Source organism: Nocardia sp. NPDC057353, from assembly GCF_042667085.1.
GTDB lineage: Bacteria > Actinomycetota > Actinomycetes > Mycobacteriales > Mycobacteriaceae > Nocardia.
This window is the reverse complement of sequence record NZ_JBHVAK010000047.1, coordinates 1-16,239: the sequence shown is the minus strand read 5'-3', so window position 1 is coordinate 16,239 and position 16,239 is coordinate 1. Positions and strand designations below refer to the sequence as shown.

Below are 16,239 nucleotides of genomic sequence, written 5' to 3'. Positions count from 1 at the left end.
GATGCGAACCAACTAAGATTCGACCTCAGTTTACCGGCGGCGCGGCGACCAGGTCGTCGACGCTGCCGGACATCAGCACCCGAACCCGCGCACTGAGCTGCTCGATCGGCCAGTCCCACCACGCCAGCTCGAGCAGCCGGGCGATGTCGTTGTCGGTGTAGCGCTTGCGCAGCACTCGGGCCGGGTTCCCGCCTGCGACGGCGTAGTCGGGGATGTCGCGGGTGACGACGGAGCCCGCGGCGACGATCGCGCCGTGGCCGATCCGGACGCCGGGCATGACGGTGACCCCGTACCCGAGCCAGACGTCGTGGCCGAGCACGGTGTCCCCGCGGTTCGGCAGCTCCATGAGCAGGTCGACGTGCTCGGCCCAGCCGCCGCCGATGGTGGGGAAGGGGAAGGTGGAGACGCCGTCCATGCGGTGGTTGGCGCCGTTCATGATGAACCGGACACCGGTGGCGAGCGCGCAGAACTTGCCGATCACCAGCTTCTCCGGGCCGTAGTGGTAGAGCACGTTGGCGGTCTCGAAGGCGGTGGGGTCGCCGGGGTCGTCGTAGTACGAGTACTCGCCGACCTCGATGAGCGGGGAGGTGACGAGCGGTTTCAGCAGCACCACCCTCGGCTGCCCGGCCATCGGGTGCATGGTGGTCGGATCGGGGGCTGGCATGGGCGCTCCTCGGCGTCGGCGGGCACCGGGACGGTAGCCCACCGGTCGCCGGGAGCGACAGCGTTTTTCGGCTCAGGCCCGGTTCTCGGGGCAGTACGCCTCGACCGCGGCGAAGACGAAGAGGTAGGGGAACTCGACGGTCGCGCGCGCGGACTCGGCCAGGTAGATGTGCTCGTCGGGGGAGTTGCCGACCGCCGTCAGGTAGTCGCACTGGGTGTGCGCCAGCCGGATGGCCGCGTCCTGCACCGCGCTGGTCTCCTCGTCGTAGTGGCTGTCCCGGAGGAACTGCCGGTCCGCGGCGCTGCGCTGGGTCGCGGTGCCCACGATGTTCGACTCCGGGGCGGCGAGCGCGGCGGGGCCGCCGCCGAGCAGCAGCGTGGTCGCGGCGATCGCGGTGACGAGGATGCGCATGGGTCCTTCCGAGGAGCGTTCGGGTCGGCTATCCGGGGAGCGGTGGAACCTGCGGTACAGCGCCGTACACGGGGTGGAACGGCCGCACCGCGGCCGTCGTCATGCGTTGCGGCCGAACGGGATACGCGGGCGAACCGTAGAGCTCGGGCAGCGGCCCGGTGCGGTCCTCCTCGGTATCCGGAGCGGGGTCGGACGATCCGGACATACGGGACGACTTTCTGTCGAGCGAGAGCAGCACGCTTGAGCGCGCCGCCGATCGGGTACTCACCCAGGCGGCGGTCCGAACGGTAACGGAAAAGACTGCCGGAAAACCGGTTTCACCCGTCCGGACATCGACTGTTCGGGGGGCTACCGGCGAGTGGTCGGGGCTCGCCGGTAGGCCGGTGCGGTCGGTTTCCTCGCCCCGGGAGAAGCCGGGCGGTCTGCAAGTTTCCTTCGGCTCAGCCGCGGCGGGCGTGGAAGTACTTGGCGATCACGTCGACCGGGATCTCCACATTGCCCTCGTCCTGGTCGACGAACTCCTGCCAGGCGGGCTCGGCCTGCGTCATGTTCCGCAGCTTCCACCCCGCGATGCCGCCGTAGGTGTTCCAGACCTTGGTCAGGAAGCGGGTGGTGTCGGCGTCGACGGCGTCCCAGTGGAACGGGTCGTCCTCGGCGAGCACCACCCAGGCCGCGCCGAACCCCTCGAACTCGCGGAAGACGGCCGGGACCACCGGCCCGGAGCGCCACGCCTGCACCGGGTCGGTGAAGAGCGGGGCCTCGTACTCGGCGAGGTGGTGCCCCTGGGCGTAGTAGAGCAGCTTCTGCAGCTTGAGGTTGGAGACGCCTGCGTCCTCGGTGGTGGCCCAGTCCACGAACCAGCGGGCGATGGTCGGCGCCGGATAGCAGGGCACGGGTTCCGGCGTTGCCATGCATTGCTCCTGCCCATCGACGTTCCCACCCCGTGTCGTGCAAGCCGAGTTTACGGCCGGAACCGTGCAGCGCTGCCGTTTTGCGGTGTCACCAGGGGTCGTTCGAGTTCAGCGCCACCAGCAGCCGCCGGATGGCGGCCACCCGGCGCTCGGTGCCGGGCAGCTCGTCGAGCGCGCACTCCGGGTCGGCGGGCGGGCCGAGGTGGGTGCAGCCGCGCGGGCAGTCCTCGATGGCGTCGGCGAGGTCGCTGAAGGCGGCGATGACGTCGTCGGGGGTGATGTGCGCGAGGCCGAAGGAGCGCACGCCGGGGGTGTCGATCACCCAGCCGCCGCTGGGGACCGGCAGCGCCACCGACTGGGTGGAGGTGTGTTTGCCCTTGCCCACCCCCGACACCTCGCCCACGGCCCGGAAGGCATCCGGTACCAGGCGGTTGACCAGTGTCGACTTCCCCACGCCCGAGTGCCCGATGAAGGCGGTGAGCCGCCCGGTGATGCGGTCGAGCACCGGCTCGATCGGGTCCTCGATGCCGCCGTGCAGGATGATCAGGTCCAGGTCGGCGAAGTCGGCGGCGAACTCGGACTCGGCGGCCAGGTCGTCCTTGGTGAGGCAGAGCACCGGCTGCAGCCCGCCGACGAAGGCGGCGACCATGGTGCGTTCGACGAAGCCGGTCCGCGGCGGCGGGTCGGCGAGCGCGACCACGATGAAGAGCTGCTCGGCATTGGCGACGACGACCCGCTCGAACGGGTCGGTGTCGTCGGCGGTGCGGCGCAGCACGGTGGAGCGTTCGGCCACCCGGACGATCCTGGCCAGGGTGTCCGGGGCGCCGGAGAGGTCGCCGACCACGTCGACCAGGTCGCCGACGACGATCGGGGTGCGGCCGAGCTCCCTGGCGCGCATGGCGACCAGGCGCCGCTCCGGGTCGCCCGCGAGCACGCAGCCCCAGCGCCCGCGGTCCACCGCGACGACCATGGCCTGCTCGGCGTCGCTGTGCTGCGGGCGGGTCTTGGTGCGCGGGCGCGACCGGCCGCCGGGCCGGATCCGGACATCGGATTCGTCGTACCCGGCCGCGGAGCGGCGCTGCCTGCTCAGCGTGCGGCTCCCTGTCCGGCCGGTTCCGGGTCGAGCATGCGCTCCCAGAGCGCGACGAAGTCGGGCAGCGTCTTGGCGGTGGTGCCGATGTCCTCGATCCGGACGTCGGGCACCCGGAGGCCGAGGATCGCGCCCGCGGTCGCCATCCGGTGGTCGGCGTAGGAGTGCCAGGTGCCGCCGTGCAGCTCGGCGGGCTCGATCTCCAGCCCGTCCTCGGTCTCGGTGACCCGGCCGCCGAGCCGGTTGATCTCGGTGGAGAGCGCGGCCAGCCGGTCGGTCTCGTGACCGCGCAGGTGCGCGATGCCGCGCAGCCGGGATGGCGAGTCGGCGAGCGCGGCGAGCGCGGCGACGGTCGGGGTCAGCTCGCCGACGTCGTGCAGGTCGATGTCGATTCCGGCGAGCTGCTCCGGGCCGCGCACGGTGAGCACGCCGTCCACGATCCCGGCCTCGCCGCCCATCCGGACCACGATCTCCCGGATGACGTCGCCGGGCTGGGTGGTGATCCGCGGCCAGTGCGGGATGCTCACCTCGCCGCCGGTCACCGCGGCCGCGGCGAGGAACGGGGTGGCGTTGGAGAGGTCCGGCTCGACCTCGCGGTCCAGCGCGCGGATCGGGCCGGGCAGCACGGTCCAGGTCTGCGGGGCGCGCGGGTCCTCCGGCGCCTCCACCTTGACGTCGGCCTGGCGCAGCATCTCCACGGTCATCTCGATGTGCGGCATGGAGGGCAGCGCCGCGCCGCTGTGGTGCACCGTGATGCCCTGTTCGAAGCGGGCCGCGGAGAGCAGCAGCCCGGAGACGAACTGCGAGGAGCCGGAGGCGTCGATGGTCACCGGGCCGCCGCGCAGCGCGCCCGCGCCGCGCACGGTGAAGGGCAGCGTGTCGCCGCTGATGTCGGCGCCGAGCTCGCGCAGCGCGTCCAGGATGGTGCGCAGCGGGCGCACCCTGGCCTGCGCGTCGCCGTCGAAGTGCACCTCGCCGGTGGACAGCGCGGCCAGCGGCGGCAGGAACCGCATCACGGTGCCCGCGAGGCCGCAGTCGACGGTGCCCGCGTGCAGCGGGGCAGGGGTGACGACCAGCGTGTCGCCCGCGCCGGAGATGTCGGCGCCGAGCGCGCGCAGCGCCTCGATCATGAGGTTGGTGTCCCGGCTGCGCAGCGCGCCGGTGATCGTGGAGGGGCCGTCGGCGAGCGCGGCCAGTACGAGAGCCCGGTTGGTGATCGATTTCGATCCGGGCAAGGTCACGGTCGCGTGCACGGGGACGTCGACTTGGGGCGCTGGCCAGAGACTCACCGGTCCATCTTCTCCCATGTGAGTGCCGGCTCGTGACGCGGTACGGGCCGGAGCCGCCCCTCGACGGTTCCGGCCCGTGGATGGAGTGCGTGGCCGACGCCGTTGTCGCGCCACGCACCCCCGCCCGTATCCGGGGCGGTCGAACCCCTTACTTGTTGCGTCCGTGCAGCACCGGCACGACCTTGCGCAGCAGGTTCACGGTGGACTTGGTCCGGCTGAAGCTGAGCAGCGCCATGCCGGGCACGGTGAACTTCTGGATCGCGATCGAGTGCGGGCGGGCGAACTCCTTCAGCCCCGGCTCGCCGTGGATCCGGCCGATGCCGGAATCGCCGACGCCGCCGAACGGCAGCCCCGGGATGGCGGCGAAGCCGAGCACCGAGTTCACCGAGGTGGCGCCGACCCGCAGCCTGCGCGCGATCTCCAGCCCGCGGCTCTTGGAGAAGACCGCGGAGGAGAGGCCGTACTTGGAGCTGTTGGTCAGCTCGATCGCCTCGTCCACGCTGTCCACCGTGCGCACGGTGACGGTCGGGCCGAAGGTCTCCTCGACCACCGCCTCCGACGACTCGTCCACGTCGACGAAGACCACCGGCTCGATGAACGCGCCCTTGATCGACTCCGGGCCGCCGAGCACGGCCTTGCCGCCGCTGGCCAGCGCGGCGTCGATGTGCCTGCGCACGATGTCGATCTGGCTGGGCATGGTCATCGGGCCGTAGTTGGCGTCGTCGCCGGAGCCCGGCTTGACGCCCTTCAGGATCCGGGTGAGCTCGGCCACGAAGGGCTCGCGCACCGAACGCTCCACGTACACCCGCTCGACGCCCGCGCAGGTCTGGCCGCTGTTGCCCGCCGCGCCGAACGCCACCGCGTCGGCGGCGGCCTTGACGTCGGCGTCCGCGGCGACGATCACCGCGTCCTTGCCGCCGCACTCCAGCAGCACCGGGGTGAGCCGCTCGGCGGCCGCCGCCATGATCTTCTTGCCGGTCGCGGTGGAGCCGGTGAAGGCGATCTTGTCGATATCGGCCTTGACCAGCTCGGCGCCGGTCGCGCCGAAGCCGTTGATCGCGACGAAGACGCCGTCCGGCAGCTCCGGGTTGGCCGCGCGGAACGCCTCGACCAGGAAGTTGCCGATGCCGGTGGAGAACTCGCTCGGCTTGAACACCACGGTGTTCCCCGCGGCCAGCGCGTACGCGATCGAGCCGTTCGGGGTGTAGACCGGGTAGTTCCAGGGGCCGATGATGCCGACGACGCCGAGCGGGCGGTACTCCAGCCGCGCGGAGAAGTTGGACATCATCGGGCCGGAGGCGATGCGCTTCGGGCCGAGCACCTTCTTGGCGTTCTTGGCGGCCCAGGCGATGTGCTCCAGCGCGAGCATGAGCTCGAGGAAGGCGTCGTCGTGCGTCTTGCCGGTCTCCCGGTGGATCAGGTCGGTGAACGCGTCCGACTCGGTGACCAGCCGGGTCGACCAGCGCAGCAGCGCCTTGCGGCGGTCGTCGAAGCTCAGCGCGCCCCAGGCGGGGGCGGCGGCGCGGGCCTTGGCGACGGCCGCGCGCACCGCGTCCGCGTCGGCGATCGGATAGGTGGCGATGACCTCACCCGTGGCCGGGTCGACCGATTTCAGCGCCGTTTCGGGTGCGGCCGGGGTGGTCTCGGTGGTTGTCACGGTGGGTTTTCTCCTTGTAGCCGTGGGTGGCCGGTCGGTGCGCGACCGGCGTGAGGGTGGCGTGCGTCACCACCGCTGAGAGAATGTTAGGCCATATTTCTCACCAGGTCACCCCTGGTGTCGTCGATTCTTCCCGACCTGTCGGCGCCCGGTGGGACTATCGAGGGATGTGCGGACGATATGCGACCACGACCGATCCAGGGCGGTTGGCAGCGGAGCTGGACGCCATCGACGAGGTCGGGGCGACCGAGAGCACGCCGAACTACAACGTCGCGCCCACCACCCAGGTGCTCGCGGTGGTGCGCAGGCACGACCACGAGCAGCCGGACGACGAGCCGCGGCTGCGGGTGCGCCGGATGCGCTGGGGGCTGATCCCGCTCTGGGCCGAGGCGGCCGAGCCCGGCGTCCCGGTCAAGGGGAAGCCGCTGTTCAACGCCAGGGCCGACAAGGCCGCGACCACACCGTCCTTCCGGGACGCCGTCAAGAAGCGGCGCTGCCTGGTGCCGATGGACGGCTGGTACGAGTGGCTGGTCGAGCCCGGCGCCGGGAAGGGGAAGGCCGCCAAGCAGCCGTACTTCATGGCGCAGGCCGACGGCGAGCGGCTCTACATGGCCGGGCTGTGGTCGGTGTGGCGGGACCGCGCGGCGCCGGACTCCGCGCCGCTGCTCTCCTGCACCATCCTCACGACCGACGCGGTCGGCGAGCTGACCCGCATCCACGACCGGATGCCGCTGCCCATGCCGCGCCAGCACTGGGACGCCTGGCTCGACCCGGACCACCCGGCCCCGGCCGAGCTGCTCGCCACCCCGGCCGCGGACGCGGTCGCGGACATCGTGCCGCGCCCGGTCTCGCCGCTGGTGAACAGCGTGCGGAACAACGGCCCCGAGCTGCTCGAGCCGGTCGACCCGAGCGAGCGGGCCGGGCAGATCAGCCTGCTCTGAGGGCTACAGCGGGCACTCCACCGCCGGGTTGGCGACGGCGAGCCCGCACTTGGCGGCGTCGGCGAGCAGGTCGATGATCTCGGCGGCCAGGTTGCCGCCGTAGTCCGCGGCCCGGTCGCCGGGGTCGGCGCCGCGGTTCGGGGCGTCGTCCGCGCCCTGGCCGTCGAACGGGAAGTCGGCCACCGGGGCCGCCGCGGGCGCGGCCGTGGCCGGGGCGGCCGCCATCCCGGTCAGCGCGGCGGCGGTGCACAGGGCGGCGAGCAGGCGGGACGCGGACATTCGACATCACTCCTCGGATCGGCACGGACGCGGTGATACGGATCACGTATACCCCGAGGGCAGAGGCGGAATCGCGGTCGTCGGCGCGAATCAGCACGGCGCAGTGGTCGCCGGCGGGATGGGCGCCGATGCCGCCGCGCGGCGGTACTCACAGGCGATTGCCGCGGTGCGGGCCGCGGCGGCCGGACCGGTTCGGCCGGCTCAGCCTGCGATGGCTGCGGTCCGGGCGGCGGTGAGCTGGACCAAATCGGTCGGAGCGAGTTCGATCTCGAGTCCGCGACGGCCCGCGCTGCACAGCACCCGGTCCCAGCCGAGCGCGGTCTCATCGATCACCGTCGGCAGCCGCTTGCGCTGGCCGAGCGGGGAGATGCCGCCGAGCACATAGCCGGTGCTGCGCTGCGCGGCCGCGGCATCCGCCATGACCGCCTTGGCGGCGCCGAGCGCGGCGGCCGCCGCCTTGAGCGCCAGCGAGCGCGGCACCGGGACGACCGCCACCGCGAGCCCGCCGGTGTTCAGGCTGATCACCAGGGTCTTGAAGACCTGCTCGGCGGCGATGCCGAGCTTGCCCGCGAGCGCGTCGACCGCCTCGGTGCCGTAGCTGTCCGAGCGCGGGTCGTGGCTGTAGGCGTGCACCCGGTGCGGGACACCGGCGGCGGACAGGGCCTTGATCGCGGGGGTTGCGGCTCCGGCCATGCGCGCAACGGTAGCGGGAACACGGGACGATGCTCGCCTGTTGCACGCCGTGAGAGCGAACCAACCGAAGGAGGAGTGGTGCCCGTTCTGGTCGAGGAACGCCCGGCGTGGGTCCCGGCTTCGCCGAATGACCTGCGGTTCCCGGCCGCCGCGGCCCTGCCGGTAGATTTGGCGGGTACGGCGACCGAGAGGACTCGTGTGACGAGCGACGATGACACCGGAGCCGGCCCCGCGGACGACAGCGGCGCCGGGCAGGAGAGCGAGGCCGCGCGGACCGAGCGGTTCGAGCGCGACGCGCTCCCGCTGCTCGACCAGCTCTACGGCGCCGCGCTGCGGATGACCAGGAACCCGGCCGACGCCGAGGACCTGGTGCAGGAGACCTTCGTCAAGGCATTCCAGGGCTTCAAGTCCTTCAAGGAGGGCACCAACCTGCGTGCCTGGCTCTACCGGATCCTGACGAACACCTACATCAACTCGTACCGCAAGAAGCAGCGCCAGCCCGCGCAGTACCCCACCGACGAGATCACCGACTGGCAGCTCGCGGCGACGGCCGAGCACACCTCGACCGGGCTGCGCTCGGCGGAGGTGGAGGCGCTGGACGCGCTGCCGGACGACGACATCAAGGCGGCGCTGCAGGAACTCCCCGAGGAGTTCCGGATGGCGGTGTACTACGCCGACGTGGAGGGCTTCCCGTACAAGGAGATCGCCGAGATCATGGGCACTCCGATCGGTACGGTGATGTCCCGACTGCACCGCGGCCGCAAGCAGCTCAAGGGGCTGCTCGCCGACGTGGCGCGCGAGCGGGGGTTCAACCGGGCGGATCGGCAGGAGGTCAGGCAGTGAGCGAGCTGGACGAGGGCACGCCCGAACCCGACCTGGAGCTGGACTGCACCGCGGTCCTCACCGACGTCTGGCTCATGCTGGACGGCGAGTGCGACGCCGCGACCAGGGCCAGGCTGCAGCACCACATGGAGCACTGCTCGCCGTGCATCGAGGCGTACGGCATCGAGGAGAAGATCAAGAGCCTGCTCAGCCGCAAGTGCGGCGGCGACCGGGCGCCGGAGTCGCTGCGCGACCGGCTGACGCTGGAGATCAGGCGGTCGGTCACGATCACCCGGATCGAGAGCACCGACCAGGGCTGACGACGAAAAACGAGCGGCACGCGCCCTCCGGTGGAGGGGCGTGCCGCTCGTGCGTTCCGGCCGCGGTTCAGGAATTGGGCCGCTTGCCGTGGTTGGCCGCGTTCCCCTTGCGGCTGCGCTTCTTACGTCCGCGCTTACCCATAGGTAGTCTCCCTTCTGACGTGATTCGCGGCCATTCTTCCACGTGTGGTTGGCTGTATCCGCAGCGGATGGGGCGATTCGAGGATGGGGTGTCATGGCTGAGGAAGTGCGGGCGGAGATGGTCTCCACGGTGCTGACCGTCGAGGTCGCGGTGGGTGACACGGTGCGGACCGACCAGACCCTCGTGCTGCTGGAATCCATGAAGATGGAGATCCCGGTGATCACCGAGTCCGACGGCGAGGTCACCGCGATCGCGGTCCAGCCGGGCCAGGTCCTGCAGCAGGGCGACCTGATCGCCGTCATCTCCTGAATCCGGGATATTCGTGGCCACCCTGAGCGAGCTGCTCGCGGAACATACCGACCTCCCCGGCCTCGCCGTCGACCACCTGCAGCGGGTGGTGGGCGACTGGCAGCTGCTGGCCGACCTCTCCTTCGCCGACCTGCTGCTCTGGGTCGGGGCGGGGCCGATCGACGACGGCGCCGACATCGTCTGCGTCGCCCAGTGCCGCCCGACCACCGCGCCCACCGTGCACCTGGAGGACCGGGTCGGCACCGCCGCCTCCAGGGACGAGCACGCCCAGGTCTTCGAGGCGCTGCGCACCGGGCAGATCGTGCGGGCGGACAGCGAGGTGGAGGCGCAGGGCGTCTACCACCCGCACCCCACGCACGCGGTGCGCGAGGCCATCCCGGTGCGCTGCGGCGACGACGTGATCGCAGTGCTCAGCCGGGACACCGACCAGCAGCGCTCGCGGGCCCGCAGCGCGCTGGAGACCGCCTACGTGGCCTGCTCCGACGACCTGTGCCAGATGATCGCGGACGGCACCTTCCCGACCACCGAGGACCGCGCGGCCACGCACTCCAGCCCGCGCGCGGGCGACGGCTTCATCCGGCTGGACACCGACGGCACCGTCGTCTACGCCAGCCCGAACGCGCTCTCCGCCTACCACCGGATGGGGCTGCAGAGCGACCTGGCCGGGCAGGACCTCGCCATCACCACCCGCTCGCTGGTCACCGACCCGTTCGACGCGCAGGAGGTGGTCGGCGACATCCAGGCCGCGCTGGCCGGGCGCACCGGGCGCCGGATGGAGGTGGAGGCGCGCGGCGCGACCGTGCTGCTGCGCACCCTGGTGCTGCGCCCGCACGGCGAGCTGGCGGGCGCCGCGGTGCTGGTCCGCGACGTCACCGAGGTCAAGCGCCGCGACCGCGCGCTGCTCAGCAAGGACGCCACCATCCGGGAGATCCACCACCGGGTGAAGAACAACCTGCAGACCGTGGCGGCGCTGCTGCGGCTGCAGGCCCGCCGCACCGAGAACTCCGAGGCGCAGGTGGCGCTCACCGAGTCGGTGCGCCGGGTGACCTCCATCGCCTCGGTGCACGAGATGCTCTCCATGTCGGTGGACGAGGAGGTCGACCTCGACGAGGTGGTGGACCGGCTGCTGCCGATCATGGCCGACGTGGCCACCGTGCACACCGCGCGGATCAAGGTGCGGCGCGCGGGCTCGCTCGGCGTCTTCTCCGCGGAGCGGGCGACGCCGCTGGTCATGGTGCTGACCGAGCTGGTGCAGAACGCCATCGAGCACGCCTTCGACGCGGGCGAGAACGGCACCGTCACCATCCGCTCGGAGCGCTCGGCGCGCTGGCTCGACGTCATCATCAGCGACGACGGCCGCGGCCTCCCGCCCGGCTTCAGCCTGGAGTCGTCGGACCGGCTCGGGCTGCAGATCGTGCGCACCCTGGTCACCGCCGAGCTCGGCGGCTCGATCGGGCTGCACCCCGGCGCCGACATCGGCACCGACGCGGTGCTCCGGGTGCCGCTCGGCAGGCGGCCGGGGCGGTAGGAAACCGCCGCGAGAACAGAGAAGCCCGGCACCACGGGGGTGCCGGGCCCAGTGGCCGCCACCGAGCCGGGCTGGGCTCGGGTTCGGCCGGTCGTCGAAACTAGACGACGGTGCGGGTGCGGGTGCGGGCGTTGCGACGCTTCAGCGCCCGGCGCTCGTCCTCGCTCATACCACCCCACACGCCGGCATCCTGCCCGGACTTCAGGGCCCAGGAGAGGCAGTCGGCGGTGACAGGGCAGCGAGCGCAGACCAGCTTGGCATCGGCGATCTGCGCGAGCGCAGGACCACTGTTACCCACCGGGAAGAACAGTTCGGGGTCCTCGTCGCGACAGATGGCCTTGTGGCGCCAGTCCATTCCTCTGCTCCTTGTCTGGGCGCCCCGAAAGACGCTTTGGTTTGTTGGTGATCAGTTCACTTGTGCGTATCGAATGTTTCCGCACGGTTGCTTGTGAATGCTTTCACGAACACCGTAGATGTCAATAGGTCCGCGGTGCACCGTGTGGAAGCTCACGCTGCGAAGGAACCCCTCGGGGATCCTGCTCGGTCCTTTGTACTCGCTATACCCGGTTTCTGCAGCCCAACCATGCGGGTTTGGCGGGGATCACACCCGCGCGAGGGGCGGCGGCGCGACGACGCCGAGCATGTCCGGCACCGCGGTGAACTCGACCGCGGTGCGTTTGCCGAGGTAGTCGCCATCGATTTGCAGGCCGATCGGCTCGTGCGCCTCGACCCGCACCGACTTCACGTCGTCGTCCCGGAAAAGGTTGCGTGACTTGGGGTTTCCCTCGGGTCGGAGCAGCTGCGCGGTGAGCATCAGGGTGGGCAGCACGGCGGTGGTGCGGACCGCGAAGAGCCCGAGCCCGGTCTCGAACCTGGTGCCGGGGTTGGTGTGCACCGGGGTGCTCTCCAGGTAGGTCCAGGGTGTGGTGTTGGTGACGAAGGCGTAATGCACATCGTCGATCGGTGCGTGGCCGGGGATGTGCAGCCGCACCCGCGGCTCCCTGCCCTTCGCCCGGAAGAACTCGCGGACCGTGGTCCGGACGTACCGCGCCGGGGTCGCGGCCCTGCCCCTGGCCCGGCTCGCGTCGATCGCCTGGCAGACGTCGGCGTCCAGCCCGACGCCCGCGCTGAAGGTGAACCAGCGGTCCTCGGCGAGGCCGAGCCCGATCCTGCGGTCGGAGCCGGTGCCGAGCAGCCCGATCAGCTGGTTGGTCGCGGTGACCGGGTCGGGGGAGATGCCGAGCGCGCGGGCGAAGACATTGGCCGAGCCGCCGGGGATCACGCCGAAGCGGGGCAGCCAGGCCTGGCCGTCGTCGACCGCGGGCAGCGGGAGGAAGCCGTTGATGGTCTCGTTCACCGTGCCGTCGCCGCCGTGCACGACGATCAGGTCCATCTCGTTCGTCGACGCCCACTGCGCCAGCTCGGCCGCGTGGCCGCGGTGCTGGGTGTGCGCGACGGTCAGCTGGGTCCGGCTCTCCAGTGCGTGCGCCAGCAGGTCGCGGGTCGCGGCGGTGGTGGAGGTGGCGTTGGGGTTGACGATGAGCAGCGTCCGCACACCGGAAGCCTAGTTGGCCGATCACGCCGGTGGCACCGGGGCGGCCATCGCTAGGCTGAGCGGGTGGTCGACAGCGACGAGAACGAGGTGCCCGCGAAGGGCGCGCGCGCCGCGATACCGAACTCGGTGCGCGGGGCCGGGGCCCTGGTGGCGCTGGAGGGCGCGGTAGCGGTGGTGGTGGTCGTCGTGCTGGTCGTGCGCGGCCTGCAGGGCCACGACCAGAGCCAGGCCAGCGGGTACGGCACCGCCGCCTGGTTCGGCATCCTCGGCGGCGCGGTGCTCGCCGCCGGGATCGGGCTGCTGGCCGGGCAGCGCTGGGGCCGGGCCATCGCCGTGATCGCGCAGGTGCTGCTGCTCCCGGTGACCTGGTCGCTGCTGACCGACTCGCACCAGCCGCTGCTCGGCGGGGTGCTCGGGGTCGTCGTGGTCGCCGCGCTCGTCCTGCTCTTCGCGCCGGGCACGAACCGCTGGATGGCCGAGGAGTACGAGGTCGAGGCGCCCTGAGTCAGGGGCCGGTGCGCAGCGCGTCCCGGCACAGCCGGTCGGCCGCGCGGGTGGTCTCCGGCAGCCGGTAGTGCGGGGTCAGGGCGAGGACCAGCGCGCAGGCGGAGTCCAGGTCGGCGCGGTGTCCGACCGAGACGTACACCGGCTTGACCCCGTCCCTGGTGCGCAGCGCGCGGCCGACGACCTCGCCGTCCACCGTGACGTCCGCGGCGGCGCCGCGCTCTGGGCCCGGCTCGGCGTGCTCGCCCCACGCGTTCTTGGCGACCCCGATCGCGGGCAGCCCGGTCAGCACCCCGAGGTGGCAGGCGAGGCCGAACCGGCGCGGGTGCGCCAGCCCGTGCGCGTCGCAGACCAGCACGTCCGGCGGGCCTGCGAGCTGCTCGATGGCGCGCAGCGCGGTGGGGAGCTCGCGGAAGGCGAGCAGCCCGGGCAGGTAGGGGAAGTCGGTGTGGCCGTGCGCGACGGCGGTGGCGACCGGGGTCAGGGCGGCCAGGTCCAGCACGACGACCGCGGCGGCCACCGCGCCCGCGTCGGTGTAGGCGGAGTCCAGCCCGGCGACCGCGCGGATGCCGTCGGGGAGCGGGGTGATCGCCACCTCGTGCCGGAGCCGCTGCTGCAGCGCGACGGCGGCGTCGGCGTCGCCGGGCAACTCCGGCGGGTCGAGCCGCATCAGCCCCGGTCCGCGCCCGCGGCCAGCTCGGTGAGCGCGGCGCCCGCGAGCCGGTAGCCGATCCAGTCGTCCTGCGGGACGGCGCCGAGCGCGCGGTAGAACTCCAGCGACGGGGTGTTCCAGGTCAGCACCGACCAGGCCACCCGGCTGTACCCGCGGTCGACCGCCTCGGCGGCCAGCGCGGCGAGCAGCGCCCTGCCGTGCCCGCTGCCGCGCGCCTCCGGCGTGACGTACAGGTCCTCCAGGTAGATGCCGTGTACGCCGTCCCAGGTGGAGAAGTTCAGGAACCAGATGGCGCTGCCGACCACCCGGCCGTCCGGCTCCTCGGCCACGTGCGCGAAGAGCGCGGGGGCGGGGCCGAAGAGCGCGCCGTGCAGCTGCTCCACGGTCAGCGTGCACTGGTCGGCGGCCTTCTCGTACTCGGCGAGGTCGTGCACCAGGCCGACGATGGCGGGGATGTCGGAGGGGACCGCGCGGCGGATCATTCGGGGGCTCCTTCTGCGGTCGTGCCGACCAGGTTGTGGGCGCGCAGAGTGCGGACGTCGCGGTCGAAGCCGAGCACCGAGATGCCGCCGGTCGACATCGAGAAGCGGCGCCCCTCGACGATCGGGAACTCGTTCCAGCGCGCGATCAGGGCGCGGGAGAAGTGGCCGTGGCCGACCAGCACCACGTCGCGCTCCGGCAGCAGCGGCACGGCCATGGCCAGCACCGCGTCCGCTCGCGCGGTCACCCGCGCGGCCGATTCGCCGCCGGGAACGGCGCCGGTCCAGATGGTCCAGTCCGGGACGGTCTCCCTGATCTCCTCGGTGGTGCGGCCCTCGTAGTCGCCGTAGTCCCACTCGGCGAGGTCCCCGTCCACCGCGTCCGGGGCGAGCCCGGCCAGCTCGGCGGTGTGCCGCGCGCGCTGCCTGGGGCTGGTCAGGACCAGCGGGGTGCGCAGCGCGAGCCCGGCGAGTACCGGCGCCGCGGCCGCGGCCTGCCGCTCGCCGAGCGCGGTCAGCGGCAGGTCGGTGCGGCCGGTGTGCTTGCGCAGCGTGGACCACGGAGTTTCGCCGTGCCGGAGCAGCACCAGCCTGGCCTCGTCGAGAGCTGACATGGCTCCCATCATGTCCCGCGGCGCTCAGCCGAGGGCGTGCACCCGGCCGTTGCGCAGCTCGAGCACGGTCGAGCCGGAGACCGCGAGCGCCACCGGGCCCGCGTCGGCGCCGCGCTCGACCTGGATGCGGCCGAGCACCTCGCCGGTGATGGGGTCGAGCACCAGGATGGCGCCGGGGGCGGGCAGCAGCAGCCTGCCCGCCATCGTCGCGGGGGAGCCGATCGCCTCGGTGGCCACCCACAGCGGGTCGAACGTCGTGAGGTTCAGGGCGATCACGCTGTTGCCGGTGAAGAGCAGCGCGGCCGAGCCGATCCGGGTGAGGGTCGCCGACTCGGCGAGCGGCGAGGAGAGTTCGTGCGTGGCGACGCCGTTGCCGGTGCCGTCGTAGACCTCCAGCCGCGGCGTCGCGACGGTGCCGTCCGGCCCTGGCCCGCCGGGCAGCGCGAGCAGGATGCGGTTGTCGGTCACCGCGAGCACCCGCGCGCCGGGAGCGTCGGCGCCGGGGCTGGTCAGCACCCTCGACCCGAACTCCTCCGGGACCGTGTTGTCCTTCGGCGCCGGGTCGAGGACGGTGAGCCGGGTCGAGGCGTCCTCGGGGCAGCGCTCCAGCACCGCGAGCCGGGACGCCGACGAGGCCGCCGAGCGGAGTTCGCAGCCGCGCCTGGGCTGGGTCTTCACGTTCACCGGGGCGTCCACGTAGCCGTACTCCAGCGTGCGCACCAGGTCCGAGCGCCAGACCTCGAGCCTGCGGTCGCCCTTGGCCAGGGTGTAGGTGCCGTCCACCGTGAGCTGGACGGCGCCGTCCAGGTAGCTGCTGCGGGCGGTGCGGCGCGCGCCGGTGTCGGCGGCGAGCATGGTGGTCTCGCTGCAGCCGCGGTCGGCGCGGTAGGTGGCGATGACGGTGCCGAACTGGGTTTCGAGGCCGCAGAGCGGGAGGTCGCGGCGGTAGTGCCAGAGCTCGGCGCCCGAGGTGGCGTCGCGGCCGGTCACGGTGCCGCCCTCGCCGGTGATCAGCACCGCGCCGGAGATCAGGACCCGGTCCGACACCGGGTCGGGGACCTGCCACAGCTCGCGCAGCGCGGTCGGGACGGTGCCCGCCGCGGGCGGGGGCGCGAGCGTCGTCGCCGCCGTCGCCGAGTCGGTCTGCCGCGCGTCCGAGCCGACCCAGACCGCCAGGGCGGCCAGCAGCGCGAGCACGGCGATCCCGGCGGCGGTCATGAGGTCGGCGCGGGTCCGCCGCTCGGGTTCGAGCACGCCCGCGAGCGTAGCGCAGGAGTTCGCAGCGCCCGGCGCTGCGGAGGTGGCTCGCCTTCGGGGTACGGAGACGGGTCCGCCGGCGCACCCGTGCGGGGTGCGCC

Annotated in this window: 21 protein-coding genes; 6 read left to right on the top strand and 15 right to left on the bottom strand. The window is 72.4% G+C overall.

The window, feature by feature from the left end:
• Positions 1-25 precede the first annotated feature (25 nt).
• The 6 genes from ACFUUZ_RS22660 to ACFUUZ_RS22635 all read right to left on the bottom strand — a co-directional run bounded on the left by ACFUUZ_RS22660 (position 26) and on the right by ACFUUZ_RS22635 (position 6,022).
• Positions 26-664: a CatB-related O-acetyltransferase gene (locus ACFUUZ_RS22660; protein WP_378699295.1), complete on the bottom strand. Its 639-nt coding sequence runs from the start codon at positions 662-664 to the stop codon at positions 26-28.
• 72 nt (positions 665-736) lie between these two features.
• On the bottom strand, positions 737-1,075 hold the full coding sequence (locus ACFUUZ_RS22655; protein ID WP_378699293.1) for a DUF732 domain-containing protein: 339 nt from the start codon (positions 1,073-1,075) through the stop codon (positions 737-739).
• A 440-nt stretch (positions 1,076-1,515) separates the two neighbouring features.
• Positions 1,516-1,986: a Panacea domain-containing protein gene (locus ACFUUZ_RS22650; protein WP_378699292.1), complete on the bottom strand. Its 471-nt coding sequence runs from the start codon at positions 1,984-1,986 to the stop codon at positions 1,516-1,518.
• A gap of 88 nt (positions 1,987-2,074) precedes the next feature.
• Positions 2,075-3,124: a ribosome small subunit-dependent GTPase A gene (gene rsgA / locus ACFUUZ_RS22645; RefSeq protein WP_378699355.1), complete on the bottom strand. Its 1,050-nt coding sequence runs from the start codon at positions 3,122-3,124 to the stop codon at positions 2,075-2,077.
• A complete protein-coding gene (gene aroA, locus ACFUUZ_RS22640; RefSeq protein ID WP_378699291.1) occupies positions 3,073-4,383 on the bottom strand; it encodes a 3-phosphoshikimate 1-carboxyvinyltransferase in 1,311 nt (436 codons plus the stop codon). Before aroA ends, rsgA begins: the two co-directional genes overlap by 52 nt.
• Before the next feature lie 130 nt (positions 4,384-4,513).
• Positions 4,514-6,022 carry an aldehyde dehydrogenase family protein gene (locus ACFUUZ_RS22635; RefSeq protein ID WP_378699290.1) on the bottom strand — a complete coding sequence of 503 codons (1,509 nt, stop codon included), beginning with the start codon at positions 6,020-6,022 and terminating at the stop codon, positions 4,514-4,516.
• 167 nt (positions 6,023-6,189) lie between these two features.
• Between ACFUUZ_RS22635 and ACFUUZ_RS22630 the strand changes: the two genes are divergently transcribed.
• Positions 6,190-6,963: an SOS response-associated peptidase gene (locus ACFUUZ_RS22630; protein ID WP_378699289.1), complete on the top strand. Its 774-nt coding sequence runs from the start codon at positions 6,190-6,192 to the stop codon at positions 6,961-6,963.
• A 3-nt stretch (positions 6,964-6,966) separates the two neighbouring features.
• On the opposite strand, the gene ACFUUZ_RS22625 is transcribed toward ACFUUZ_RS22630, so the two are convergent.
• Together ACFUUZ_RS22625 and ybaK are read right to left on the bottom strand one after the other, a co-directional pair.
• Positions 6,967-7,242, bottom strand: coding sequence for a hypothetical protein (locus ACFUUZ_RS22625; RefSeq protein ID WP_378699287.1), 276 nt, complete (start codon positions 7,240-7,242; stop codon positions 6,967-6,969).
• A gap of 201 nt (positions 7,243-7,443) precedes the next feature.
• A complete protein-coding gene (gene ybaK, locus ACFUUZ_RS22620) occupies positions 7,444-7,935 on the bottom strand; it encodes a Cys-tRNA(Pro) deacylase (protein WP_378699285.1) in 492 nt (163 codons plus the stop codon).
• 198 nt (positions 7,936-8,133) lie between these two features.
• On the opposite strand from ybaK, the gene ACFUUZ_RS22615 reads away from it, so the two are divergent.
• Positions 8,134-8,778 (top strand): sigma-70 family RNA polymerase sigma factor, encoded by a 645-nt coding sequence (locus tag ACFUUZ_RS22615; RefSeq protein WP_378699283.1) that lies wholly within the window; start codon positions 8,134-8,136, stop codon positions 8,776-8,778.
• The gene (rsrA, locus tag ACFUUZ_RS22610; protein ID WP_378699281.1) at positions 8,775-9,077 is read left to right on the top strand and encodes a mycothiol system anti-sigma-R factor; all 303 of its coding nucleotides are present in this window, start codon (positions 8,775-8,777) and stop codon (positions 9,075-9,077) included. Before ACFUUZ_RS22615 ends, rsrA begins: the two co-directional genes overlap by 4 nt.
• Before the next feature lie 67 nt (positions 9,078-9,144).
• Here the strand turns inward: rsrA and ACFUUZ_RS22605 are convergent, their stop codons facing one another.
• Positions 9,145-9,219 (bottom strand): 50S ribosomal protein bL37, encoded by a 75-nt coding sequence (locus ACFUUZ_RS22605; RefSeq protein ID WP_110293457.1) that lies wholly within the window; start codon positions 9,217-9,219, stop codon positions 9,145-9,147.
• 93 nt (positions 9,220-9,312) lie between these two features.
• On the opposite strand from ACFUUZ_RS22605, the gene ACFUUZ_RS22600 reads away from it, so the two are divergent.
• Together ACFUUZ_RS22600 and ACFUUZ_RS22595 are read left to right on the top strand one after the other, a co-directional pair.
• On the top strand, positions 9,313-9,528 hold the full coding sequence (locus ACFUUZ_RS22600) for a biotin/lipoyl-binding carrier protein (RefSeq protein ID WP_378699279.1): 216 nt from the start codon (positions 9,313-9,315) through the stop codon (positions 9,526-9,528).
• Positions 9,529-9,541: 13 nt separating this feature from the next.
• Positions 9,542-11,056: a sensor histidine kinase gene (locus ACFUUZ_RS22595; protein WP_378699277.1), complete on the top strand. Its 1,515-nt coding sequence runs from the start codon at positions 9,542-9,544 to the stop codon at positions 11,054-11,056.
• A gap of 100 nt (positions 11,057-11,156) precedes the next feature.
• Here the strand turns inward: ACFUUZ_RS22595 and ACFUUZ_RS22590 are convergent, their stop codons facing one another.
• Both ACFUUZ_RS22590 and ACFUUZ_RS22585 read right to left on the bottom strand, forming a co-directional pair.
• The gene (locus tag ACFUUZ_RS22590) at positions 11,157-11,411 is read right to left on the bottom strand and encodes a WhiB family transcriptional regulator (RefSeq protein ID WP_011211115.1); all 255 of its coding nucleotides are present in this window, start codon (positions 11,409-11,411) and stop codon (positions 11,157-11,159) included.
• 246 nt (positions 11,412-11,657) lie between these two features.
• Positions 11,658-12,611, bottom strand: a complete 954-nt coding sequence (locus tag ACFUUZ_RS22585; RefSeq protein WP_378699275.1) for a diacylglycerol/lipid kinase family protein — start codon at positions 12,609-12,611, stop codon at positions 11,658-11,660.
• A 114-nt stretch (positions 12,612-12,725) separates the two neighbouring features.
• Here ACFUUZ_RS22585 and ACFUUZ_RS22580 point away from each other — a divergent pair, with 114 nt between their 5' ends.
• The gene (locus ACFUUZ_RS22580; RefSeq protein ID WP_378699353.1) at positions 12,726-13,115 is read left to right on the top strand and encodes a hypothetical protein; all 390 of its coding nucleotides are present in this window, start codon (positions 12,726-12,728) and stop codon (positions 13,113-13,115) included.
• 1 nt (position 13,116) lies between these two features.
• On the opposite strand, the gene ACFUUZ_RS22575 is transcribed toward ACFUUZ_RS22580, so the two are convergent.
• The 4 genes from ACFUUZ_RS22575 to ACFUUZ_RS22560 are packed head-to-tail and all read right to left on the bottom strand — an operon-like array spanning position 13,117 to position 16,135.
• The gene (locus tag ACFUUZ_RS22575; protein ID WP_378699272.1) at positions 13,117-13,785 is read right to left on the bottom strand and encodes an endonuclease V; all 669 of its coding nucleotides are present in this window, start codon (positions 13,783-13,785) and stop codon (positions 13,117-13,119) included.
• Positions 13,785-14,270 (bottom strand): GNAT family N-acetyltransferase, encoded by a 486-nt coding sequence (locus ACFUUZ_RS22570; RefSeq protein ID WP_378699270.1) that lies wholly within the window; start codon positions 14,268-14,270, stop codon positions 13,785-13,787. Before ACFUUZ_RS22570 ends, ACFUUZ_RS22575 begins: the two co-directional genes overlap by 1 nt.
• A complete protein-coding gene (locus ACFUUZ_RS22565) occupies positions 14,267-14,881 on the bottom strand; it encodes an acid phosphatase (protein WP_378699268.1) in 615 nt (204 codons plus the stop codon). The genes ACFUUZ_RS22570 and ACFUUZ_RS22565 overlap by 4 nt, the downstream gene beginning before the upstream one ends.
• A 24-nt stretch (positions 14,882-14,905) precedes the next feature.
• Positions 14,906-16,135 (bottom strand): hypothetical protein, encoded by a 1,230-nt coding sequence (locus ACFUUZ_RS22560; RefSeq protein ID WP_378699266.1) that lies wholly within the window; start codon positions 16,133-16,135, stop codon positions 14,906-14,908.
• Positions 16,136-16,239: the final 104 nt, after the last annotated feature.

Coding starts and splice junctions, on each gene's coding strand:
- ACFUUZ_RS22660 (WP_378699295.1), bottom strand. CDS start 664: ATGCCAGCCCCCGATCCGACCACCATGCACCCGATGGCCGGGCAGCCG.
- ACFUUZ_RS22650 (WP_378699292.1), bottom strand. CDS start 1,986: ATGGCAACGCCGGAACCCGTGCCCTGCTATCCGGCGCCGACCATCGCC.
- ACFUUZ_RS22575 (WP_378699272.1), bottom strand. CDS start 13,785: ATGCGGCTCGACCCGCCGGAGTTGCCCGGCGACGCCGACGCCGCCGTC.
- ACFUUZ_RS22570 (WP_378699270.1), bottom strand. CDS start 14,270: ATGATCCGCCGCGCGGTCCCCTCCGACATCCCCGCCATCGTCGGCCTG.
- aroA (WP_378699291.1), bottom strand. CDS start 4,383: ATGGGAGAAGATGGACCGGTGAGTCTCTGGCCAGCGCCCCAAGTCGAC.
- ACFUUZ_RS22655 (WP_378699293.1), bottom strand. CDS start 1,075: ATGCGCATCCTCGTCACCGCGATCGCCGCGACCACGCTGCTGCTCGGC.
- ACFUUZ_RS22630 (WP_378699289.1), top strand. CDS start 6,190: ATGTGCGGACGATATGCGACCACGACCGATCCAGGGCGGTTGGCAGCG.
- ACFUUZ_RS22600 (WP_378699279.1), top strand. CDS start 9,313: ATGGCTGAGGAAGTGCGGGCGGAGATGGTCTCCACGGTGCTGACCGTC.
- ACFUUZ_RS22625 (WP_378699287.1), bottom strand. CDS start 7,242: ATGTCCGCGTCCCGCCTGCTCGCCGCCCTGTGCACCGCCGCCGCGCTG.
- ACFUUZ_RS22565 (WP_378699268.1), bottom strand. CDS start 14,881: ATGTCAGCTCTCGACGAGGCCAGGCTGGTGCTGCTCCGGCACGGCGAA.
- ACFUUZ_RS22590 (WP_011211115.1), bottom strand. CDS start 11,411: ATGGACTGGCGCCACAAGGCCATCTGTCGCGACGAGGACCCCGAACTG.
- ybaK (WP_378699285.1), bottom strand. CDS start 7,935: ATGGCCGGAGCCGCAACCCCCGCGATCAAGGCCCTGTCCGCCGCCGGT.